This is a genomic window from Fulvivirga kasyanovii, assembly GCF_009711405.1.
In the GTDB taxonomy this organism is placed as follows: domain Bacteria; phylum Bacteroidota; class Bacteroidia; order Cytophagales; family Cyclobacteriaceae; genus Fulvivirga; species Fulvivirga kasyanovii.
Genome location: NZ_SMLW01000524.1, coordinates 1 through 16,076 on the forward strand (window position 1 = coordinate 1; position 16,076 = coordinate 16,076).

Below are 16,076 nucleotides of genomic sequence, written 5' to 3' on the forward strand. Positions count from 1 at the left end.
AAAAAGGCCTTCAAAAAGCTTTTTGCCATATTAAAACAATAAGTAATGGAATAGCAGAATGCTTCCAACGGGGATGGAAAAGCAAAACTAAAGCCATGATTAGTACAAAACAACAATCGGGGCGCAATTTATATTATATTGAATTAGAAAAGAAAATATTTTTCAAATTATTATCCTGAACGGGTGTACTGCATGCAAAAAACGTTAACTGATTGTTTTTCATGGCATTGGTCTTTTTGGTTGTAAATTATAAGCCGGCCTGTAAAGGCAGCTTGTTTATGACTGCTTTATATTTACAGAGCACCTGGTTATATTCTTCTGTTTCCGGCAACACCTCGGGCATGGATGCCCGGTCCAGGTAGTGTAGCCAGTGCAGGGTGCTATCGTGGCGTACCATTTTTTCCTCCATATTGAACTCGGCCACATTGCTGCCCTGGAGGATATAGTAGAGGTGTTGGTTACTGTATATCTTAACTTTACCCATACTGCGGCTAATTAAACGGACGGTTAACAGGATCTTTGATAAGCATCAGTTTTACCTTGTCCCGGAAGTGTTTATGCCTTTGTATCTGCCCTTTGAGTGAATAATACATAAACTGAAATCCTCCTTCATAATCTTTCAGCAGTTTGGCCTTGTCCATGATCCCGGTTAAACCGTTTTCATAGATCAGGTGGGCAAACTTCATGTTGGTGGCTTCATAGCTTTCTACCAGTTTGGTGGTGTTTTGTATCAGCTCGTTAAGCCCGTCGAGCAACATGCTGTACTGTTCCTGTGACTCTTCCCAGGTTGTTTTCCTGTTTTCCATAGTTTCCGGTTTTACGGGGCTTTCGGGGGGAGACACTTGCAGCTCCCCCGCCTGGCCACCAACTCAAACACATTAAGACATGAGTAATTTTCAAGTGTTATCAGTTACAAAGGCTACCACTATGCCACCTTCCTTTGTATACCGGTAGGTTTTCAATTTATTATCAAATACAACCGGGGCCTTAAAGTCTTCTTTCATGATCTTAAGCATGCTAAATACACACCTTTTGGATACACCCAGCTTTTTGGCCAAATCCTTGGCCTTACCTGCCTGGCCCGTTTGGATGAAGCGGTCTATCTGTTCGATTCTGTCTACTACTCTTATTTCTCTCATTTTTTGATATGGTTAGTGAAACATCTTATTCCATTTTAGTAAGGCATTGGGAGGTACCGTTTTCAGCACCTCCCGTTTTGCCCGTTTTCAACCTAAACCCAATTAACCAGGGTTGTCTTTAATATTCTTCATTGCTTAAAAAAGCCTATAACTATACTGCCCTTTACGTCATATTTGTAGCTCTGCAATGTCCTGTCATATACGATCGGGGCGTGCAATTCTTCCTTCAGCAATTTGATAAGGTAAAACAGGCTACTTTCCGACATATTCAGCTTACGGGCAAACTCTTTGGACCTCCCTGTGTTTTCGCCTTGAAGGAGCTGGTTTGCCTGCCTTACTTTTTTAATATTGATCGACTGCATTTGTGGTATTGTTTACAACTTTTGTATACTGTCGAATTTGCAGGGCAGAATTGCCGCGTTTGTTTTTTACGGGAAGTTGTTCCCGCCGGTAGGTTTTACAGGTTTTCATGCTGAACTTCTGCCACTCCAAAATAATTGGAATGATTAATTCCGGTATATTTGGAAATAGCTATATTTAAACGTTATTAATCGAAACTCTATAACAATAATAGTGAACTATATTCACAATATAAATACAAATTGATAAAAAGTTTGAAAAGAGTTAACAATTTTAACTTTCGCCTTAAGGAGATACGGGAGAAAAAAGGCTTGAACCAGGAGCAAATTGCTGCTGAGCTGAGCGAAAGGACAGGCACCGTATATTCCCGAAGCCAGGTATCGCAATATGAAACTTGTAAGGTGCAGCCAAGATTGGAACTCATCCCCATATTAATGGAAATTTTAGATGTATCGGCCGAGGCGCTTCTTGGTCTGCCGGAACATGAAAACAAGGATAATATTATTCAGCATGATATTACCCATACGGCAGGTGTAAAGAGAAGGGATGTAAAAACTATGTCGAAGCCCGACCTTAAGCTGGCACTTTCTGAAATGTATGATCTTGCAGATGACCTTATTCAAGACAATATCCGCCTCAAAGATGACAACATCAGGCTTAAGGATATTGTACTAAAGTCTGTTTCCGTATTTAAAGAGTAGGGGTGTTAATAGCGGTCTTTCCGGCTTTCGATGTACCGCTTACCTTCTTTAAGTATATGCTCAAGGTTATTGAGCATCCGGGTCTTTTCATCCAGCATGCGGTCTTTTTCGTTCAATATGCAATCTTTTTCGTCCAGGGCTTTTGCCTTTACCAGGTAAGCGGCCAATGCCCTTCTGTATTTCATAGTAAGTATGAGGGCAATGATACCCAGAACAACTACGGCAATGGCAAAATTTAGCCAGGCCATGCTCACCTTGCCCATGGCTTTGTCAAGTTCTACCCGAGCATTGTATTGCTCTACCGACAATTCTATAACATATTTATTATTAAGGTCTTCCAGTTTTTGCTTTAAAGCTACCAGAATAGCTATTTGTCCACTTTTAAGTTCACTGACCTCAATAAGGTAATCCACATTATTCTTTCTATGCTCTATATCGGTGAGCTTATAAATATCATTGATCAGATTCAGTGCTGTAACTAATACCTCATTATAAACTTGCGTGGGGACACCTCTCAAATCACTTTGGAGACTGGAAAGTGCTTCCTTATATTGCCCCTTGGCTTTCTTTAGTTTGGCAAGCAACACACCGGTACTTAGCTTAAACTCAGGGTCTCCTATTTTCTCCTTTAATTCAAACGCCTCTAGCAGCCACAATTCCGCTGCATCCCATTGCCCTTCTTCCAAATATGCCTCCCCTATATTGTTGTAAGCTATAGATATCTGGCGATCATCACTCTGAAAGCCTTCTATGGAGATAGATTTTTTATAATAACTACGCGCCCTTTCATACTCTCCTTTTTCAAAACATAAAGCTCCAAGGGAATTGTAACACCAGCTAAGCATAAAATAATTTCCCCTGTCAATTAAGAGTTTCAAGGCACTTTGGTAGTACATTTCTGCCGTATCATATTCCGCTTTCTTTGCATAGCACCTGCCTATGCCAATTTGGGTATAAGGAAGATATGTTGCATTTTCTTCCTTCTCATACAGCTTTAAAGCTTCCTTGTAGTAAAACAGTGAATTGTCCCACTCATGACCCGCAGAATACATGTGACCAATATTGTAAAGGTTGTCAGCAGTTTCCATGTTCTTTTTTAGTTTTTTAAACATAGAAGCAGATTGGAAACTAAGGGAAATAGCATCTCCGTATTGTTTTTTCTCCATTAATAAAACTGATTCCCCGAGATACACTTTGGCTAACCAATAATCATTGTCTTGTGACTCAGCTAATTGTTTAATATTATATAGATAGGACTTCGCAACATCAGGATATTGCAAGTAATTTAATTTGTATAATTGCCAAAAGGCTTCAAGTTTTTGTGTCCCTGACGATGAGTTAGCAACAAACAGCAAGCTATCTTTTTGGTTTGCAGCTAGTTTAGTAGCGGATAAGATTATAAATAAAAAAATGTAGGTTTTCAAAGATGTCAAAACAGTCAAGATTTATAAGATTTAGTTACAAATCTTAACAATTTCATATCATTAAACGGTGTAAAAAAGACCCCTTTCTTACATGCGCAAAAAATAGACCTGATTTATTTATAATGCTATATCGAATGGATTAATTGCTACCTGGATTTGGGGGTGGTGGAACATCTCCATCTGTTGCAAACATAGTCTCTTCGATATTAGTTTGACGTGGCTTTATTTCTTCACTTTCATCGATACAAGACACAAACCCAGTCATTAAAATTAATCCCAGCATTATCTTTTTCATAATCTTTATTTTTTCCCAATATTAGTAATGCTTTTAGACACGCGCCATTTACATACAAACTGTTAATTACATCTGTAATGTCAATGAAGAGACTAAAAAGCCACAAAAGCGAAAGGGTATAGCGTGAGTTATAAATAGTTTATTTATCGAGAATTTATTTCCGTTTATCCGCGTATGATTTTCAAGTAAAATGTCCTTATCACATTATAATATGACATATTCTGTCATTTCAGTACATGCTCATGTTTATAAATAATCGATTACATGCATCATTATTCATTCGGCATATTTTAGAAGTAGAAATTATCCCAATAAATACAGATTGAGGAACTACTACCCCTTGACGTTTTAATTGTTTCTGGTGAATTTTACACCTATGGGCAAAGCATTGATCATAGTAGGGTTAATTATTGTTGCGGTGGGTATACTTCTGCATTTCGGCCCTAAAATCCCCTTTTTAGGAAAGCTGCCCGGAGATGTCAGTATCAAAAGGGAAGGCTTTCAATTTTATTTCCCACTTATGACCAGCATTATACTGAGTATACTCATCTCAGTGATCATTTATTTTATTCAGAAGCTGAAGGGGTAGGGTAGTGGGTCAGGCGGAATTTCCGGGAGGACTCTATCTTTCAGCGCTGTGTTTGACATGACGCTGTAAATGGCAATCGGCAAAAGCAGTCGGCAAGTCAGGGCGCAAGGCAATAGTGGACGGTTTTAACTTGTTTCACTGGTAAGCCCGGAAATTGGTTTCCGGGCCGGGAGATCTGATCAGGCGTTATACGGGACTTCGAGAAACTCCGTCACCATTTCCAGAAGTGCTTTGGGCTGTTCGGCATGTACCCAGTGCCCTGCGTTTTTCACGGTCTTTACCTCAGAGTTGGGGAAAAGCTGAACGATCAGGATGTTGTCCTTATCCTGAATATAATCCGATTTTTCACCTCTGATGAAAAGCACATCTTTTTCTATGGCCAGTTGCTCCTCAATTCCTTCACCCATGGCCTCTATATTTTTATCAATTACAGGCAGGTTTATTTTCCACTCAAAACCGCCATCGGATTTTCGGGCGAGGTTCTTTAGCAGGAACTGGCGCGTTCCCATATCTTTTATATACTCTGCCAGTTGTTTGTCGGCTTCACCCCTTGATTTCAGGTTATCCACATCTATGGATTTCAAGCCTTTCAAAATAGTATCATGGTGTACCGGATATGCTCTTGGGGCAATATCCACCACTATCAGCTTGTCCCATTTATCGGCATGGTTAATGGCAAAGTTCATGGCTGTCTTTCCCCCCATAGAATGCCCCAGAATAGACGGGTTCTCAATGCCGTGCTCCTCTATAAACTCGTTAAGGTCACTGGCCATGGCAGCATAGTTAAATTCATCGCTATGCGGGGACTGCCCGTGATTGCGCTGATCAACAAGGTACATTTTGAAATGGCCTTCCAGCTCTTTGGCTATCGACATCCAGTTATCCGATGACCCGAAAAGTCCGTGCAGGATAATTAAAGGCTTTCCTTCTCCGATTTCTCTATGATATAATTTCATGGTTATGCTGTTCTTGTGTAGTTCAAAGGTAAATGTTTTGCCCTAATCGGGCGGCACATTTACCTCATAACAAATTCACCAGCCAATGTTTACTTGATTACGATCGGAAAATCGTGGCCTCTGGAGAAAGTGTAAGGAAACTGCATTTTTCCTTTAAACTTTCTGGAGTACTCGGGTACCTGGTCATCCAGATAAGATTTTAACTCGTAAATGGTTATTTTTCCATCCTTAGGCAGGCCATCGGCTTTCCCTGAGAGGGCCTCCAGTAAAACATATGTAAACAGGCCGTGACCTAGTTCCTTAAACTCTACCGCAAACTGCTCACTACCCGCAGAAGCCAAAACGTGGATGCCTGTACTTCTGGAAAGCTGAGCCAGGGCCTTTTCTTCTGCTGCACCACGCTGAGCCAGTAGCTCTACACTTCCTCCGGACTGACATGCATCAATGATGACCAACTGCTTTAATGCCGCTGTTTTTGCCAGCTTCTCCTGGAGGTCTCCGGCGTATATAGCATTTTTCTTCAGTTTGTCTTCGCTATAAAGCCTTACATTATCCGATGGAATAAAGTAAAAATCATTATCTACCATGCTTCCATGGCCAGCGTAATAGAAGAACAGTACGTCCTGAGGCTTTACTACCTTAGACAGGGCTTCCATTTTATTAAGTATGCTTTCCCGTGTGGCGTCTTCGTTGTAAAGCGGTATTATTTCTACCCTGTCAAAGAGCTTTTTGGAGTTCTCACCGACCAGTTTTACAAAACCCTGCGCGTCTTCGGCAGCATAGTTCAGGTTCAAGGCTTCATTTTTGTATTTGTTGATACCTACCGCAACCACATACAGCGTTGAGTTCATTTTGCCCTCCATGGTTACCTTTACACTTTGCCGGTCAGCTTCTATTCGTCCTTTGCTGAATGCCGAGGCTTCAATTGTATTGGTCCCAGGCACAAGGTTTATTTTTTGTGTTACCAATATCGATTTTCCTGCCGGAACATCGGGGGTTTGGGTGCTTACTATTTTCCCGTTTTGAATGATGTTTACTTCCGCTACTCCTCCTCCCTGATCGGTTACTTTGATCATAACTTCGGCTTCTGCTGTACGGAAACCCTCTCCCAGGTGTGGCGCTATTATTTCTATAGATGGCGGTGGTGACTTTTTAATCTTTTCCAGCATGTTCATGCCCTGATCTTTCGACTTGAAGGTTTTGTCCAGTAAATCCGGCTGATAGAATTGTTCAAAAAACTGGTCAGCACTATAGCTCTGCATGCCCCGAACAAAAGCTATCTTGTTGAATGCGCCACTGGATGCATTGAAATAGCCTTCTGCATTGATCGCCATCCAGTCATTGTTTTCGAGGATTACATAGGTGATCAGTTCCTTGCCCTGTACTACATCCCATATTTTGATCATACCATCCTCACTGGCGCTAATTAAAAGGTTGTTATCAGGGGAAAATTCAATGTTGGTTATAGCTGCCTGGTGGCCTTGCAGGCTGTTAATCAGGCTGCCATTTTCTGCATTCATTATCCTGATCACCCTGTCGGCACCTCCCAATGCCAGGGTTTTTCCTTCTTTGTCATACCTTGCGGCGTACAACGGTTCATCGCTGGAGTATTTCCATTGCTGCAAGCCTGTGGCGATGCTCCATGACTTCAATTTACCATCCCACGAAACAGAGACCAATTTTTCTCCGGAAGGGTGAATATCAAAAGCCTGTATAATATCTGTGTGGCCGATAAATTGTCTTACTTCTTTTTTAGAGTCAAGCTCAAACATTTTAAGGGACTTATCAAGCCCGGCAATAAGCGCGTAGATATTATTTTTATACAGGCCAGCCTGGTAAGGTGAGCTGTTTTCAAACACCAGGGTTTGCAGCAATTCACCGGATGAGGCATCCCATACTCTGGCCGTACCATCCCAGCTTCCTGTTATTATCGTTTTTTCATCTTTACTAAAGCCTACGGAGAATATTACTTCCCGGTGGCCTTTTAGGGTTACCAGTTCTACACCTGAAGCTGCATCCCAGATCTTTGCAGTATTGTCCGCGCTACCCGTTACCAGCTTCTGACCGTCTTTGCTGAATGTCATGCAAAGAACGGCTTTATCGTGACCATGAAACTCCTGGGAAATTACTCCTGATTTGATCTCCCACATACGTGCAATAGCACCGATTTTTCCTTTTACCAGATACTTACCATCAGGGCTTATAGCAACGTCGTTTTTAAGATCCGTATACTTTTTAATGTAATAGTCCCACCTGGAGTTAGGGTCATAGTCCAGTCCACCCTTGTCCCGGGTAACCAGATAACCGCCCAGGGTTTTGACTACTTTGCCGGATTCAACATCATAAAGGTTAATTTTTTGATCGTCGCTAACCACGGCTATAGTTTTGCTGTCGGGGCTGAAAGCCGCATCTGTAGCAGGCATGGAATGATCAACTTTGACAGAGAATTTTTGCTGTCCGCTGGCTGTGCTGAAAACCTTTAAAGAATCCTCTGTAAGCATCAGGGCCAGTTTGCCGTCAGTGCTTAAATCAACAGCTTCATAAGATTCATTTTTCACAAAAGTCTTCATGACCTCTCCACTTCGGCTATTTCTAAGCACAAAATCTCCTTTGTTGCTCGCCGTAATGAGCCACTGCCCGTCTTCAGAGTAGTCTATAAAAGTAGCGCAACCGCCGCACCAGCCTTCTTCCGGCTTTATCTCCTGCACCAGTTTGCCCGATCCTGCATCATAAATTACTGTGGTCCGGTTGTCGCTGCCGAATGCAATCATACTTCCATCCGGGCTGAAACTGGCATTGATGCCATAGCCTAAGCCTTTGTCCGGGTTCATTTTGAAGGTTCGCAGGGTATCGCCACTGGCCATACTCCACAACATACTTACCCAGTCGTATCCTGCCGTGATCAGTTTTGTGCCGTCGGGGCTGAGGTCAACGGTAGTCATAATGTCTTTGTGCCCCACGAAGTCCCGGATCATCTTACCGGTTGTGATCTCCCAGAGCTTTGCTGTGTTATCAGCGCTGCTGCTTACGAAGTATTTGCCGTCGTCAGTCACGTCTATATCATTTACTGTGCCCTTATGACCCAGAAATGACCTGAGTTCACGACCGGAGGCCACATCCCATAATTTGATGGATTTGTCACGGCTTCCGGTAAGCAGGTACTTGCCATCCGGAGTAAAAGCAACAGCCTTTATAGCAGCATAATGCCCGCGCTGAATTACTGTTTCGAGCTTTTGTGCAAAAGCAATTGATGCTGAAAATAAGCAGGTTAGGGTAATTATAAATGTCTTCACCGAATACTGATTTTTGATGTTGAATTTATGAATTTGATTTGGAAACATTTTTGCTTTAAATCATTATATTTAGATTGCGTAAACCTAAACAGAATATTATGTCTTCCATCATTCGGGCGAGCTTTTTTTCTCTGATTTGTATAATTAATATAACTAATGCCATTTCACAAGACAAAACTAGAAGGCTTCCCTCCAACATAAATCGCCCTTCAATTAACCTCTATGCACCTTTTATCAGTGGTGATGGCCAGACTTTACTGTATTTATCGGATTACACGGATGATGGACACCATGGCATGCGATGGGCAACCAAAAAAACAGTCTCTACATGGAATGATGGCCTGGAAGTCAATAAGCTTATTAACAGGCCTACACTGAATTACAGGGGCGGCTATAGTCTGAATTTTGATGGCAGCGTAATGCTGTTTACATCCAGAAAATCCGGTTTAGGGGGCTTTGACCTGTGGTCGAGCAATCGCAGGGGCAATGACTGGGAGGCTCCGGGCAATCTTGGCAGCCCGGTAAATTCCAGCGAGAACGAAGGGGCAGGTATGATGTCTCCCGATGGAGAATACCTGTACTTTATGCGTTGTGAAAAAATGAGTGAATATGGCGGAGCAAGCGGGTGCAGGCTGATGGTTTCTAAAAAGACCTATAACGGATGGGATACGCCTAAGGAATTGCCCGCTAACATTAATACCGGTAACTCTCAAACCCCAAGGATACTTGCCGATGGTGAGACTTTAATATTTGCCTCTGATCAGTTTGGTGGCAAAGGCGGGCTGGATCTGTATATGACAACAAAGGCCGGGGAAACCTGGTCAGACCCAATACCTCTCGACTTTATCAATACCGATAAAAACGATCAATTCATAAGTATCCCTGCAAAAGGAAGGTACCTGTTTGCCGATGTACAGGGTGACCGGGACAGGGAGCTGGTCCAGATATTGATCCCGGATGAATTCCAGCCCAAAAAAGTGATGCGCATTCAAGGTACTGTTACGGATGCTGCTACCGGCGAACCTTTGGATGCCAACCTTACTGTATTCAATGTTGGCAACAGGGATCGCTTATGGAATGAGAAGGTCGGCAGAAAAGGTGAGTTTGCCATAGTCTTAAAGGAAGGTTCGGTTTATGATGTAGCCATAGATATGGATGACCCAACCTACCTGTATTTTTCCAAAGTGTATGATTTCACGGAAGAGGTAGGAGTGAGGGATAAAGAAAACCTGCAGGTGAAGCTTTCGAAAATAGCTCCGGGTGCAACCTATAACCCTGATGTGGTTTTTGAAGAGTACTCTTCCGAAATAAGCGATAACTCCACATTTGAGTTGAGAAGAATGGCCGAAGTGCTTAGGAAAAACCCTAATATGAAGATCGAAATTCTTGTTGCCCAGAATAACTTCAAAAAGGACTCTGTACAATCTGACCCGGACCTGACTGAAATTCAGTATGATACGGTTATAACCAAAGTGAGAAGGTCTTTGATCACAGAGCAACTTAAAGAAGATGTTGAAGAAGATTCGTTGGAAAATGAAGAGACTGACTGGGTGAATGAGGATTTTGATGAAGACACTCAGGACATGGCAGATGCCGGCTACGAGGTTGTAGAGGAGCAAAAAATAAAGAAAACCTATCACAACGATCGTACAAAAGCGCAAGCCGGGGCAGTAAAAGCTTATCTGGTAGGCAGGGGAGTAAACGAGAGCAGGATACAAGTAAGCACTTTACGCAAGGAAAGAACGGAAAGCGATAGTCAGGAGCCAGGTATGGCTGACATTAAGGTGGAAGTGAAGATACTGAACCTTTAGTTTAGTTGCTCACAACATACATCGGTACCACTATCAATGTGTGATCCCACATCAGGATCATTTCGATCTCCTGGCCCATTTGTTCAAAGGTAATGGTAAATTGCTCAAAAAGGTCAGGAGTCTTGATTGTCGCTACATCAATGGTAAGTGCGTCTTGCTGAGGGTCCCTGTTGGCTTCACCGGAAAATGGCACTATGCCCCACTGGCCTACTTCATTATTAAAGATAACTGTCCAGTTGTTGCTTCTTGGTATTGTGAATAACGAATATGAACCTGCCTTTAGAAGTTTATTGCCTATCATCAGGTCTCGGTTGGTAGTAAAAGTAGTAGCCTCATTGGCGCCTGTCCGCCATACTTCGTCATAGGGTACAAGGTCTCCGAATATGTCACGTTCTTTCTTGTAAGGCCTGCTGTACGATACACTCAGTTGTGTTTTTTCTCCTTCGAAAACAGCTTTATCCTGAGGGCTGAAAGATTTTGTGTAAAACCTGAGCCCTACCATACCTACAATAATAACAGCTACTATAATACCACCTGCAACTATTAATTTTCTCATTCAATCAATGTTTTGTGTGCTTATACTGAAATTCCCTGTTAAAAGTTACTTTTCAGTATAATCTTCTGATTCCCTGAGACCACCACTTTTATAATAGTAGTACCAGGTGCCTGTTTTTTCTCCGTTTTTAAAATCCCCCTCTGCCTCTTTCCGGCCGTTCTCGTAATAGTAGACCCATCGGCCTTCCCTTAGTCCATTTTTAAACTGGCCTATTTCGGCTACACTTCCATCTCTTTCGTAGTAGGTCCATGAGCCATGCGGTACACCATCCTGAAACTGGCATTCGATTTCCTTTTTACCGTCGATATAGTAATTAATCTTGAGGCCGTTGCCGTTTTTCAGGTCTCCGGCAGAGAGCGTGTCTCCATAGATGGTGTAATATGGGCTGGTTGTCATGAGTTTGCCCTTGTCCCATGTTTCTTCCTGCATGAGCAGGCCGGTAGTATGGAAGATACCCCAAAGGCCATCTTCAAGTCCGTTATAGAAGCTGCCTACTGACCGGAGCTGCCCTTTATCATAGTAGGTAAACCACTGGCCGTGTTGTTTGTCATTCTTATACTTTCCTTCTTCAACCACAAACCCATCCTGATTAAAATACCTCCAGTTCCCAACTTTTACACCATTGGCATAGAAACCTTGTATGGCCGGGTTTTCATTATCAAAGTAAGTCAGGTAAATGCTATCCTGCCAGCCATTTTTATAGAACTGCAGTTCTTCCAGGTCACCATCCCGGTAAAAGGATTGCCATTTGTTTTTGGGTAACCCTTGTTCATAATGCTTTATACTTTTAACCTTCCCGTTTTCATAATATTCGACCCAGGTGCTATCGGGCAGTCCTGCCTTATACTTTTGGATCTCCATTATTTTGCCAAAGTCGTAATAAGTCTTCCACAGGCCTTCTTTTACTCCTTCGTTATATTTTCCTTCAAGGATAAGCCTGCCAAATTGATTATATTCCTTCCACTTGCCATCCGTGGTATCGGCTTTGTAGCTTCCTTCTGCAAGTAATTCGCCATAGGGTCCGTAATAATAAAATGGCCCTTCCTGCACGCCATGTTCATAGGTTTTAACGTACATAGGCTGCCCGTCTTCATAGTAGGTGACCCATTCTCCATGTTTCCTGCCGTTTTCGTATTTCCCCGCCTGCTCGATTATCCCGCCGGGAGTTAATCCTAAATAGTCCGTAGGCTGGTCATTTTCGTACTTTACCTTGGCCTTTACGCTTCCGTGAGGATAGAAAAAACGCCAGACTCCTTCCCTTTTATCGTTTTCAAACTTTCCTTCTTCCAGCTTTACATCCTGCTTATTATAAAATCTCCACGTGCCGGTCTTTTTTCCGTTTACTATATCACCAATGGCATATGCAGAGCTGTCTGTTGTAAATAGTTTTGTTTCCTGGGCACGGACATTGATTACCAGGACGGTCAAAAAGATTGCGATTAGGTTGAGTAGTTTTTTCATGGCCATGCTACAGCAAATATTGTGCAAGGTAAATTATAAAATATTTTAATATTACAGGTGCCTTACTATCTTTGCACAAAAGATAAAAAACATATTAATATGGGTTATTTAGCGCTTGTACTGGTTTTAGTATTGTTTGTATTGGCAATCATTTCTCCAATGGTATTCCCAAACAAAATGTTCAGCGATAATAAGCACGATGTAGACGGATCTACTGAACAATAGCAGTAGCCTCTATTTCCAATAAATATTCAGGACTTATCAATCGGCTTACTTCTATCATGGAAGTTGCCGGCTTGATGTCTCCAAATACCTCTCCGTGTGCCTTTCCTATCATTTGCCACTGGCCGATGTCGGTTACAAATATTCTGGTGCGGACCACATCAGATAGCTGAGCCCCGGCTTTTTGAAGGCTTTCATCGATAATTTCCAGGATGCATTTCGTTTGTTCGTACGGGTTATCCTGACCCACCAGTTTCCCATCCCGTACGGCCACCGTGCCTGAAACTTCAATAGTGTTGCCTATACGTACGGCTCGGGAATAACCGACGATATCTTCCCAGGGAGCCCCGGTGGAAATATTCAACCTTTTGTTCATGGATGCTTTTTGTTAGTTTTACCTTTTATACCCCCTAAAATATGAATAATATCTGTGTCTTTTGTGGTTCCAGCCATGGTAATGAACCCATTTATACTGCCCAGGCGCAAACACTGGGTAAATTGATGGCTAAAAAAAATAAAACCCTTATCTATGGCGGTGGCAAGGTTGGTCTGATGGGTGCAATTGCAGATGCTGTAATGGACAATGGAGGGAATGTAGTTGGTGTAATACCTGATTTTCTCATGAAAAAGGAGGTAGGGCATTTGGGCCTGTCCGAACTATTGGTGGTACGGTCGATGCATGAGAGAAAACAGAAAATGGCAGAGCTGGCAGATGGTTTTGTAGCGATGCCGGGCGGTTTTGGTACCCTTGAGGAGCTTGGTGAAATTCTGACCTGGGTTCAACTGGGGCTGATCAAAAAACCGGTAGGACTGCTAAATGTTAATGGTTTTTATGACCACCTCTTGCTCCAGATGGATCACATGGTGAAGCAGGGTTTTCTAAAACCTCAGAACCGTAAACTGGTTATTAACATCACCCAGGCAGAAGATGTCCTCCCCCTTTTGGAGTCGCATACATTTGATGGTTATTCTATCTGGGATGACCTGAACAAAACTTAAATGAAATCATAAAAAGTGTTCACTTATGTACAAAAGCAATGTATGAGGTTGAACACGTTCATGTAGTGAAACTGCTCTATTGCCCTTAAAAAGCGGTTATTAATATGGTATATTTCTTGGATTACAATATTCCGGATGTTTTGGAATCATTGTATCATATCGCTCAGAAGGCTTAAGCAACATGTGTTGTTTTATATGGTCAGCATAGCTGTATCTGCCATCGGGTTTGCCTCTCTTATCAGTAGTTTTATGCTGTTTAAGTCCTACGGCAAAGTATCTACGGTTATGGTTTGTGTAGCCGCTATCATATTTGCCGCCAATAGTATCAATAACATTAGCTACAAATACTCTGTCAAAGAAGTAAGTATCAGAAAGTTGCTCGGTGCCGGGCCATTGGCTATTTACAAGCGCATGCTGACGGAGTCATTTATACTTTCTGTTCTGGCTTTACTTTTTAGTCTTATCGCCCTTGATATCGCTCCATTTGGGGAATACTTTAGCCTCAATTTATCCTACAAAATAACGAGCGTCACTGACCTGATATTTGTCGTTGTCAGTGTTTTGGTGGTGAGTGTAAGTACGGTTTTATTTCCTGCCTACAGGCTTATCAGAGCCGATATTGTGCCTTGTCTCAAGAAAAACTAAAATCCCCCATATTGGGTTATTTTAATAACGGGAAATGAAATTATGTTCGTGATCTAATAAATCTGTCGTGCAAAATTCTTAAATTTTAAGAATATGAATTACACCTGATGTGTATGAGAAAATTTTTACTTGGCTTTACTTTTTGCTCTTTTATGTTGTTGTTTTTTTCGCAGTCCAGCGGGCAGACACTGGGTTTTGAGCTAAACGACCAGAAGCGGGTAAATATTCCATTTGAGATCTATAACAATTTAATTGTTGTCCCTGTAGTACTCAATAACCAATTGCCTTTAAGGTTCATTTTGGATACTGGTGTGCGTACCACCATACTCACTGAAAAATCTTTTAGTGATATACTTAATCTTCCTTATTCCAGAAAGTATACCATCTCCGGATTAGGAGGGGAAAGGGTGGTGGATGCCTATGTCACCAATAATGTGTCATTATCGCTGCCGGGGGTTACGGGGAAGGGCCATGCCATGCTGGTGCTGGCGGAAGATTACCTGGAGTTGCGCAACTATCTGGGAACGGAGGTACATGGTATTTTGGGGTATGAAATTTTCAGCAGGTTTATTGTCACCATAAACTATGATAAAAAGGTGCTGACCCTTACTACCCCGGAGTATTTCAAAAAGCGCAGGAGATTTCAGGCAGTCCCAATCAAGGTAGAAGATACAAAACCTTATGTTATGGGACACATAACCTACAATTCGGGGGAGCATTTGGATGTGAAGCTACTCATAGATACGGGTGCGAGTCATGGGCTGCTACTGGATAAATCATCGGACCCGCAAATTGTATTGCCTGAAAAACACATATCAACATCGCTGGGCAGAGGGCTGGGAGGCTTGCTGGAGGGCGAAATGGCACGCCTTAAATATTTTCACCTTGGGGAGGCATGTTGGCAAAATATACTTGCAACATTTCCTGACAGCAATTCTTTTTTGGATAGCCTTAAAACCGTGGGAACATTTCGTAACGGATCTATCGGAGGTGAGATACTCAGCCGGTTTACTGTAGTTATAAATTTCCCGGAAGAAAAGGTATATCTGAAAAAAGGGAAAAGCTTTAAAAAGGATTTTACCTATAACCTGAGCGGCCTGGTGGTTAAAGCTATAGGCAGCCGGCTGAATACATATGAGATCACGGAAGTACGAAAAGGATCTGCCGGTGAAAAAGCAGGCTTTAAAAAGGGAGATATACTCGTTTCCATTAACAGCATTGACGCCAGCAGGCTAAAGCTGAATAATATTACCAGCTTTCTTAATGCCAAAGAAAATAAAAAACTTAAGCTAACCGTCTTACGGGACGGCGTGAAGATCACTCAAAGTTTCCGGTTAAAGAGCCAGATTTAGTTGTTGTTGAAGAAGCTTAAAAACTGCGACTGGCGCTTTTTGTATGTTGTATACAGGTACTTTTGCATACTTCTCAGCCGTATGGAGTTTAATATTGATTTGGAAAGCGCCTCGGAAGTGATGCCATCTTTCAGGATAAACTCCTGGGCTCCCATGAGATAAGATTCCCCGTAATTTGAATTTTTCAGAATAGCAATGGGAATGTCCCGCGTTTTGGACCATGAAGAAAGTCTGGAAAGCAGGCTCTTTAAATAAGACCTGTCCAGATTGTCA

18 protein-coding genes are annotated in these 16,076 nt (G+C 42.2%); 6 read left to right on the top strand and 12 right to left on the bottom strand.

Features of this window, described 5'->3' with window-relative positions:
- Window positions 1-247: 247 nt before the first annotated feature.
- The 4 genes from E1163_RS11465 to E1163_RS11480 form a co-directional block, all read right to left on the bottom strand.
- The gene (locus tag E1163_RS11465; RefSeq protein WP_155171783.1) at window positions 248-484 is read right to left on the bottom strand and encodes a hypothetical protein; all 237 of its coding nucleotides are present in this window, start codon (window positions 482-484) and stop codon (window positions 248-250) included.
- 7 nt (window positions 485-491) lie between these two features.
- Window positions 492-806, bottom strand: coding sequence for a hypothetical protein (locus E1163_RS11470; protein ID WP_155171785.1), 315 nt, complete (start codon window positions 804-806; stop codon window positions 492-494).
- A 90-nt stretch (window positions 807-896) separates the two neighbouring features.
- Entirely contained in the window at window positions 897-1,139 is a 243-nt protein-coding gene (locus E1163_RS11475; protein ID WP_155171787.1) for a helix-turn-helix domain-containing protein, read from the bottom strand.
- 128 nt (window positions 1,140-1,267) lie between these two features.
- A complete protein-coding gene (locus E1163_RS11480; protein WP_155171789.1) occupies window positions 1,268-1,501 on the bottom strand; it encodes a hypothetical protein in 234 nt (77 codons plus the stop codon).
- 252 nt (window positions 1,502-1,753) lie between these two features.
- Here E1163_RS11480 and E1163_RS11485 point away from each other — a divergent pair, with 252 nt between their 5' ends.
- On the top strand, window positions 1,754-2,200 hold the full coding sequence (locus tag E1163_RS11485; RefSeq protein WP_185156053.1) for a helix-turn-helix domain-containing protein: 447 nt from the start codon (window positions 1,754-1,756) through the stop codon (window positions 2,198-2,200).
- Window positions 2,201-2,205: 5 nt separating this feature from the next.
- On the opposite strand, the gene E1163_RS11490 is transcribed toward E1163_RS11485, so the two are convergent.
- On the bottom strand, window positions 2,206-3,366 hold the full coding sequence (locus E1163_RS11490; protein ID WP_155171793.1) for a tetratricopeptide repeat protein: 1,161 nt from the start codon (window positions 3,364-3,366) through the stop codon (window positions 2,206-2,208).
- A gap of 397 nt (window positions 3,367-3,763) precedes the next feature.
- A complete protein-coding gene (locus tag E1163_RS11495) occupies window positions 3,764-3,919 on the bottom strand; it encodes a hypothetical protein (RefSeq protein ID WP_155171794.1) in 156 nt (51 codons plus the stop codon).
- A 361-nt stretch (window positions 3,920-4,280) separates the two neighbouring features.
- Between E1163_RS11495 and E1163_RS11500 the strand changes: the two genes are divergently transcribed.
- Window positions 4,281-4,508, top strand: coding sequence for a DUF2905 domain-containing protein (locus E1163_RS11500; RefSeq protein ID WP_343033814.1), 228 nt, complete (start codon window positions 4,281-4,283; stop codon window positions 4,506-4,508).
- A gap of 179 nt (window positions 4,509-4,687) precedes the next feature.
- On the opposite strand, the gene E1163_RS11505 is transcribed toward E1163_RS11500, so the two are convergent.
- Both E1163_RS11505 and E1163_RS11510 read right to left on the bottom strand, forming a co-directional pair.
- Complete coding sequence (locus tag E1163_RS11505; protein WP_155171796.1) at window positions 4,688-5,464, bottom strand: alpha/beta fold hydrolase; 777 nt, start codon at window positions 5,462-5,464, stop codon at window positions 4,688-4,690.
- An 89-nt stretch (window positions 5,465-5,553) separates the two neighbouring features.
- The gene (locus tag E1163_RS11510; RefSeq protein ID WP_185156054.1) at window positions 5,554-8,757 is read right to left on the bottom strand and encodes a WD40 domain-containing protein; all 3,204 of its coding nucleotides are present in this window, start codon (window positions 8,755-8,757) and stop codon (window positions 5,554-5,556) included.
- A 98-nt stretch (window positions 8,758-8,855) separates the two neighbouring features.
- On the opposite strand from E1163_RS11510, the gene E1163_RS11515 reads away from it, so the two are divergent.
- The gene (locus E1163_RS11515) at window positions 8,856-10,568 is read left to right on the top strand and encodes a TolB-like translocation protein (RefSeq protein WP_155171800.1); all 1,713 of its coding nucleotides are present in this window, start codon (window positions 8,856-8,858) and stop codon (window positions 10,566-10,568) included.
- A gap of 1 nt (window position 10,569) precedes the next feature.
- Here E1163_RS11515 and E1163_RS11520 read toward each other — a convergent pair whose 3' ends face one another.
- The 3 genes from E1163_RS11520 to E1163_RS11530 form a co-directional block, all read right to left on the bottom strand.
- Window positions 10,570-11,124: a DUF2911 domain-containing protein gene (locus E1163_RS11520; RefSeq protein WP_155171802.1), complete on the bottom strand. Its 555-nt coding sequence runs from the start codon at window positions 11,122-11,124 to the stop codon at window positions 10,570-10,572.
- Between the two features lie 45 nt (window positions 11,125-11,169).
- Complete coding sequence (locus E1163_RS11525) at window positions 11,170-12,585, bottom strand: toxin-antitoxin system YwqK family antitoxin (protein WP_221417988.1); 1,416 nt, start codon at window positions 12,583-12,585, stop codon at window positions 11,170-11,172.
- A 211-nt stretch (window positions 12,586-12,796) separates the two neighbouring features.
- Window positions 12,797-13,183: a RidA family protein gene (locus E1163_RS11530; protein WP_155171806.1), complete on the bottom strand. Its 387-nt coding sequence runs from the start codon at window positions 13,181-13,183 to the stop codon at window positions 12,797-12,799.
- A 41-nt stretch (window positions 13,184-13,224) separates the two neighbouring features.
- Here E1163_RS11530 and E1163_RS11535 point away from each other — a divergent pair, with 41 nt between their 5' ends.
- The 3 genes from E1163_RS11535 to E1163_RS11545 all read left to right on the top strand — a co-directional run bounded on the left by E1163_RS11535 (window position 13,225) and on the right by E1163_RS11545 (window position 15,803).
- Window positions 13,225-13,806 (top strand): LOG family protein, encoded by a 582-nt coding sequence (locus E1163_RS11535; protein ID WP_155171808.1) that lies wholly within the window; start codon window positions 13,225-13,227, stop codon window positions 13,804-13,806.
- 135 nt (window positions 13,807-13,941) lie between these two features.
- The gene (locus tag E1163_RS11540; RefSeq protein WP_155171809.1) at window positions 13,942-14,451 is read left to right on the top strand and encodes an FtsX-like permease family protein; all 510 of its coding nucleotides are present in this window, start codon (window positions 13,942-13,944) and stop codon (window positions 14,449-14,451) included.
- A 113-nt stretch (window positions 14,452-14,564) separates the two neighbouring features.
- Window positions 14,565-15,803 (top strand): aspartyl protease family protein, encoded by a 1,239-nt coding sequence (locus E1163_RS11545; protein ID WP_185156056.1) that lies wholly within the window; start codon window positions 14,565-14,567, stop codon window positions 15,801-15,803.
- Here the strand turns inward: E1163_RS11545 and E1163_RS30550 are convergent.
- The coding region (locus tag E1163_RS30550) for a hypothetical protein (protein ID WP_185156057.1) at window positions 15,800-16,076 on the bottom strand (277 nt) is incomplete at its 5' end. The genes E1163_RS11545 and E1163_RS30550 overlap by 4 nt on opposite strands.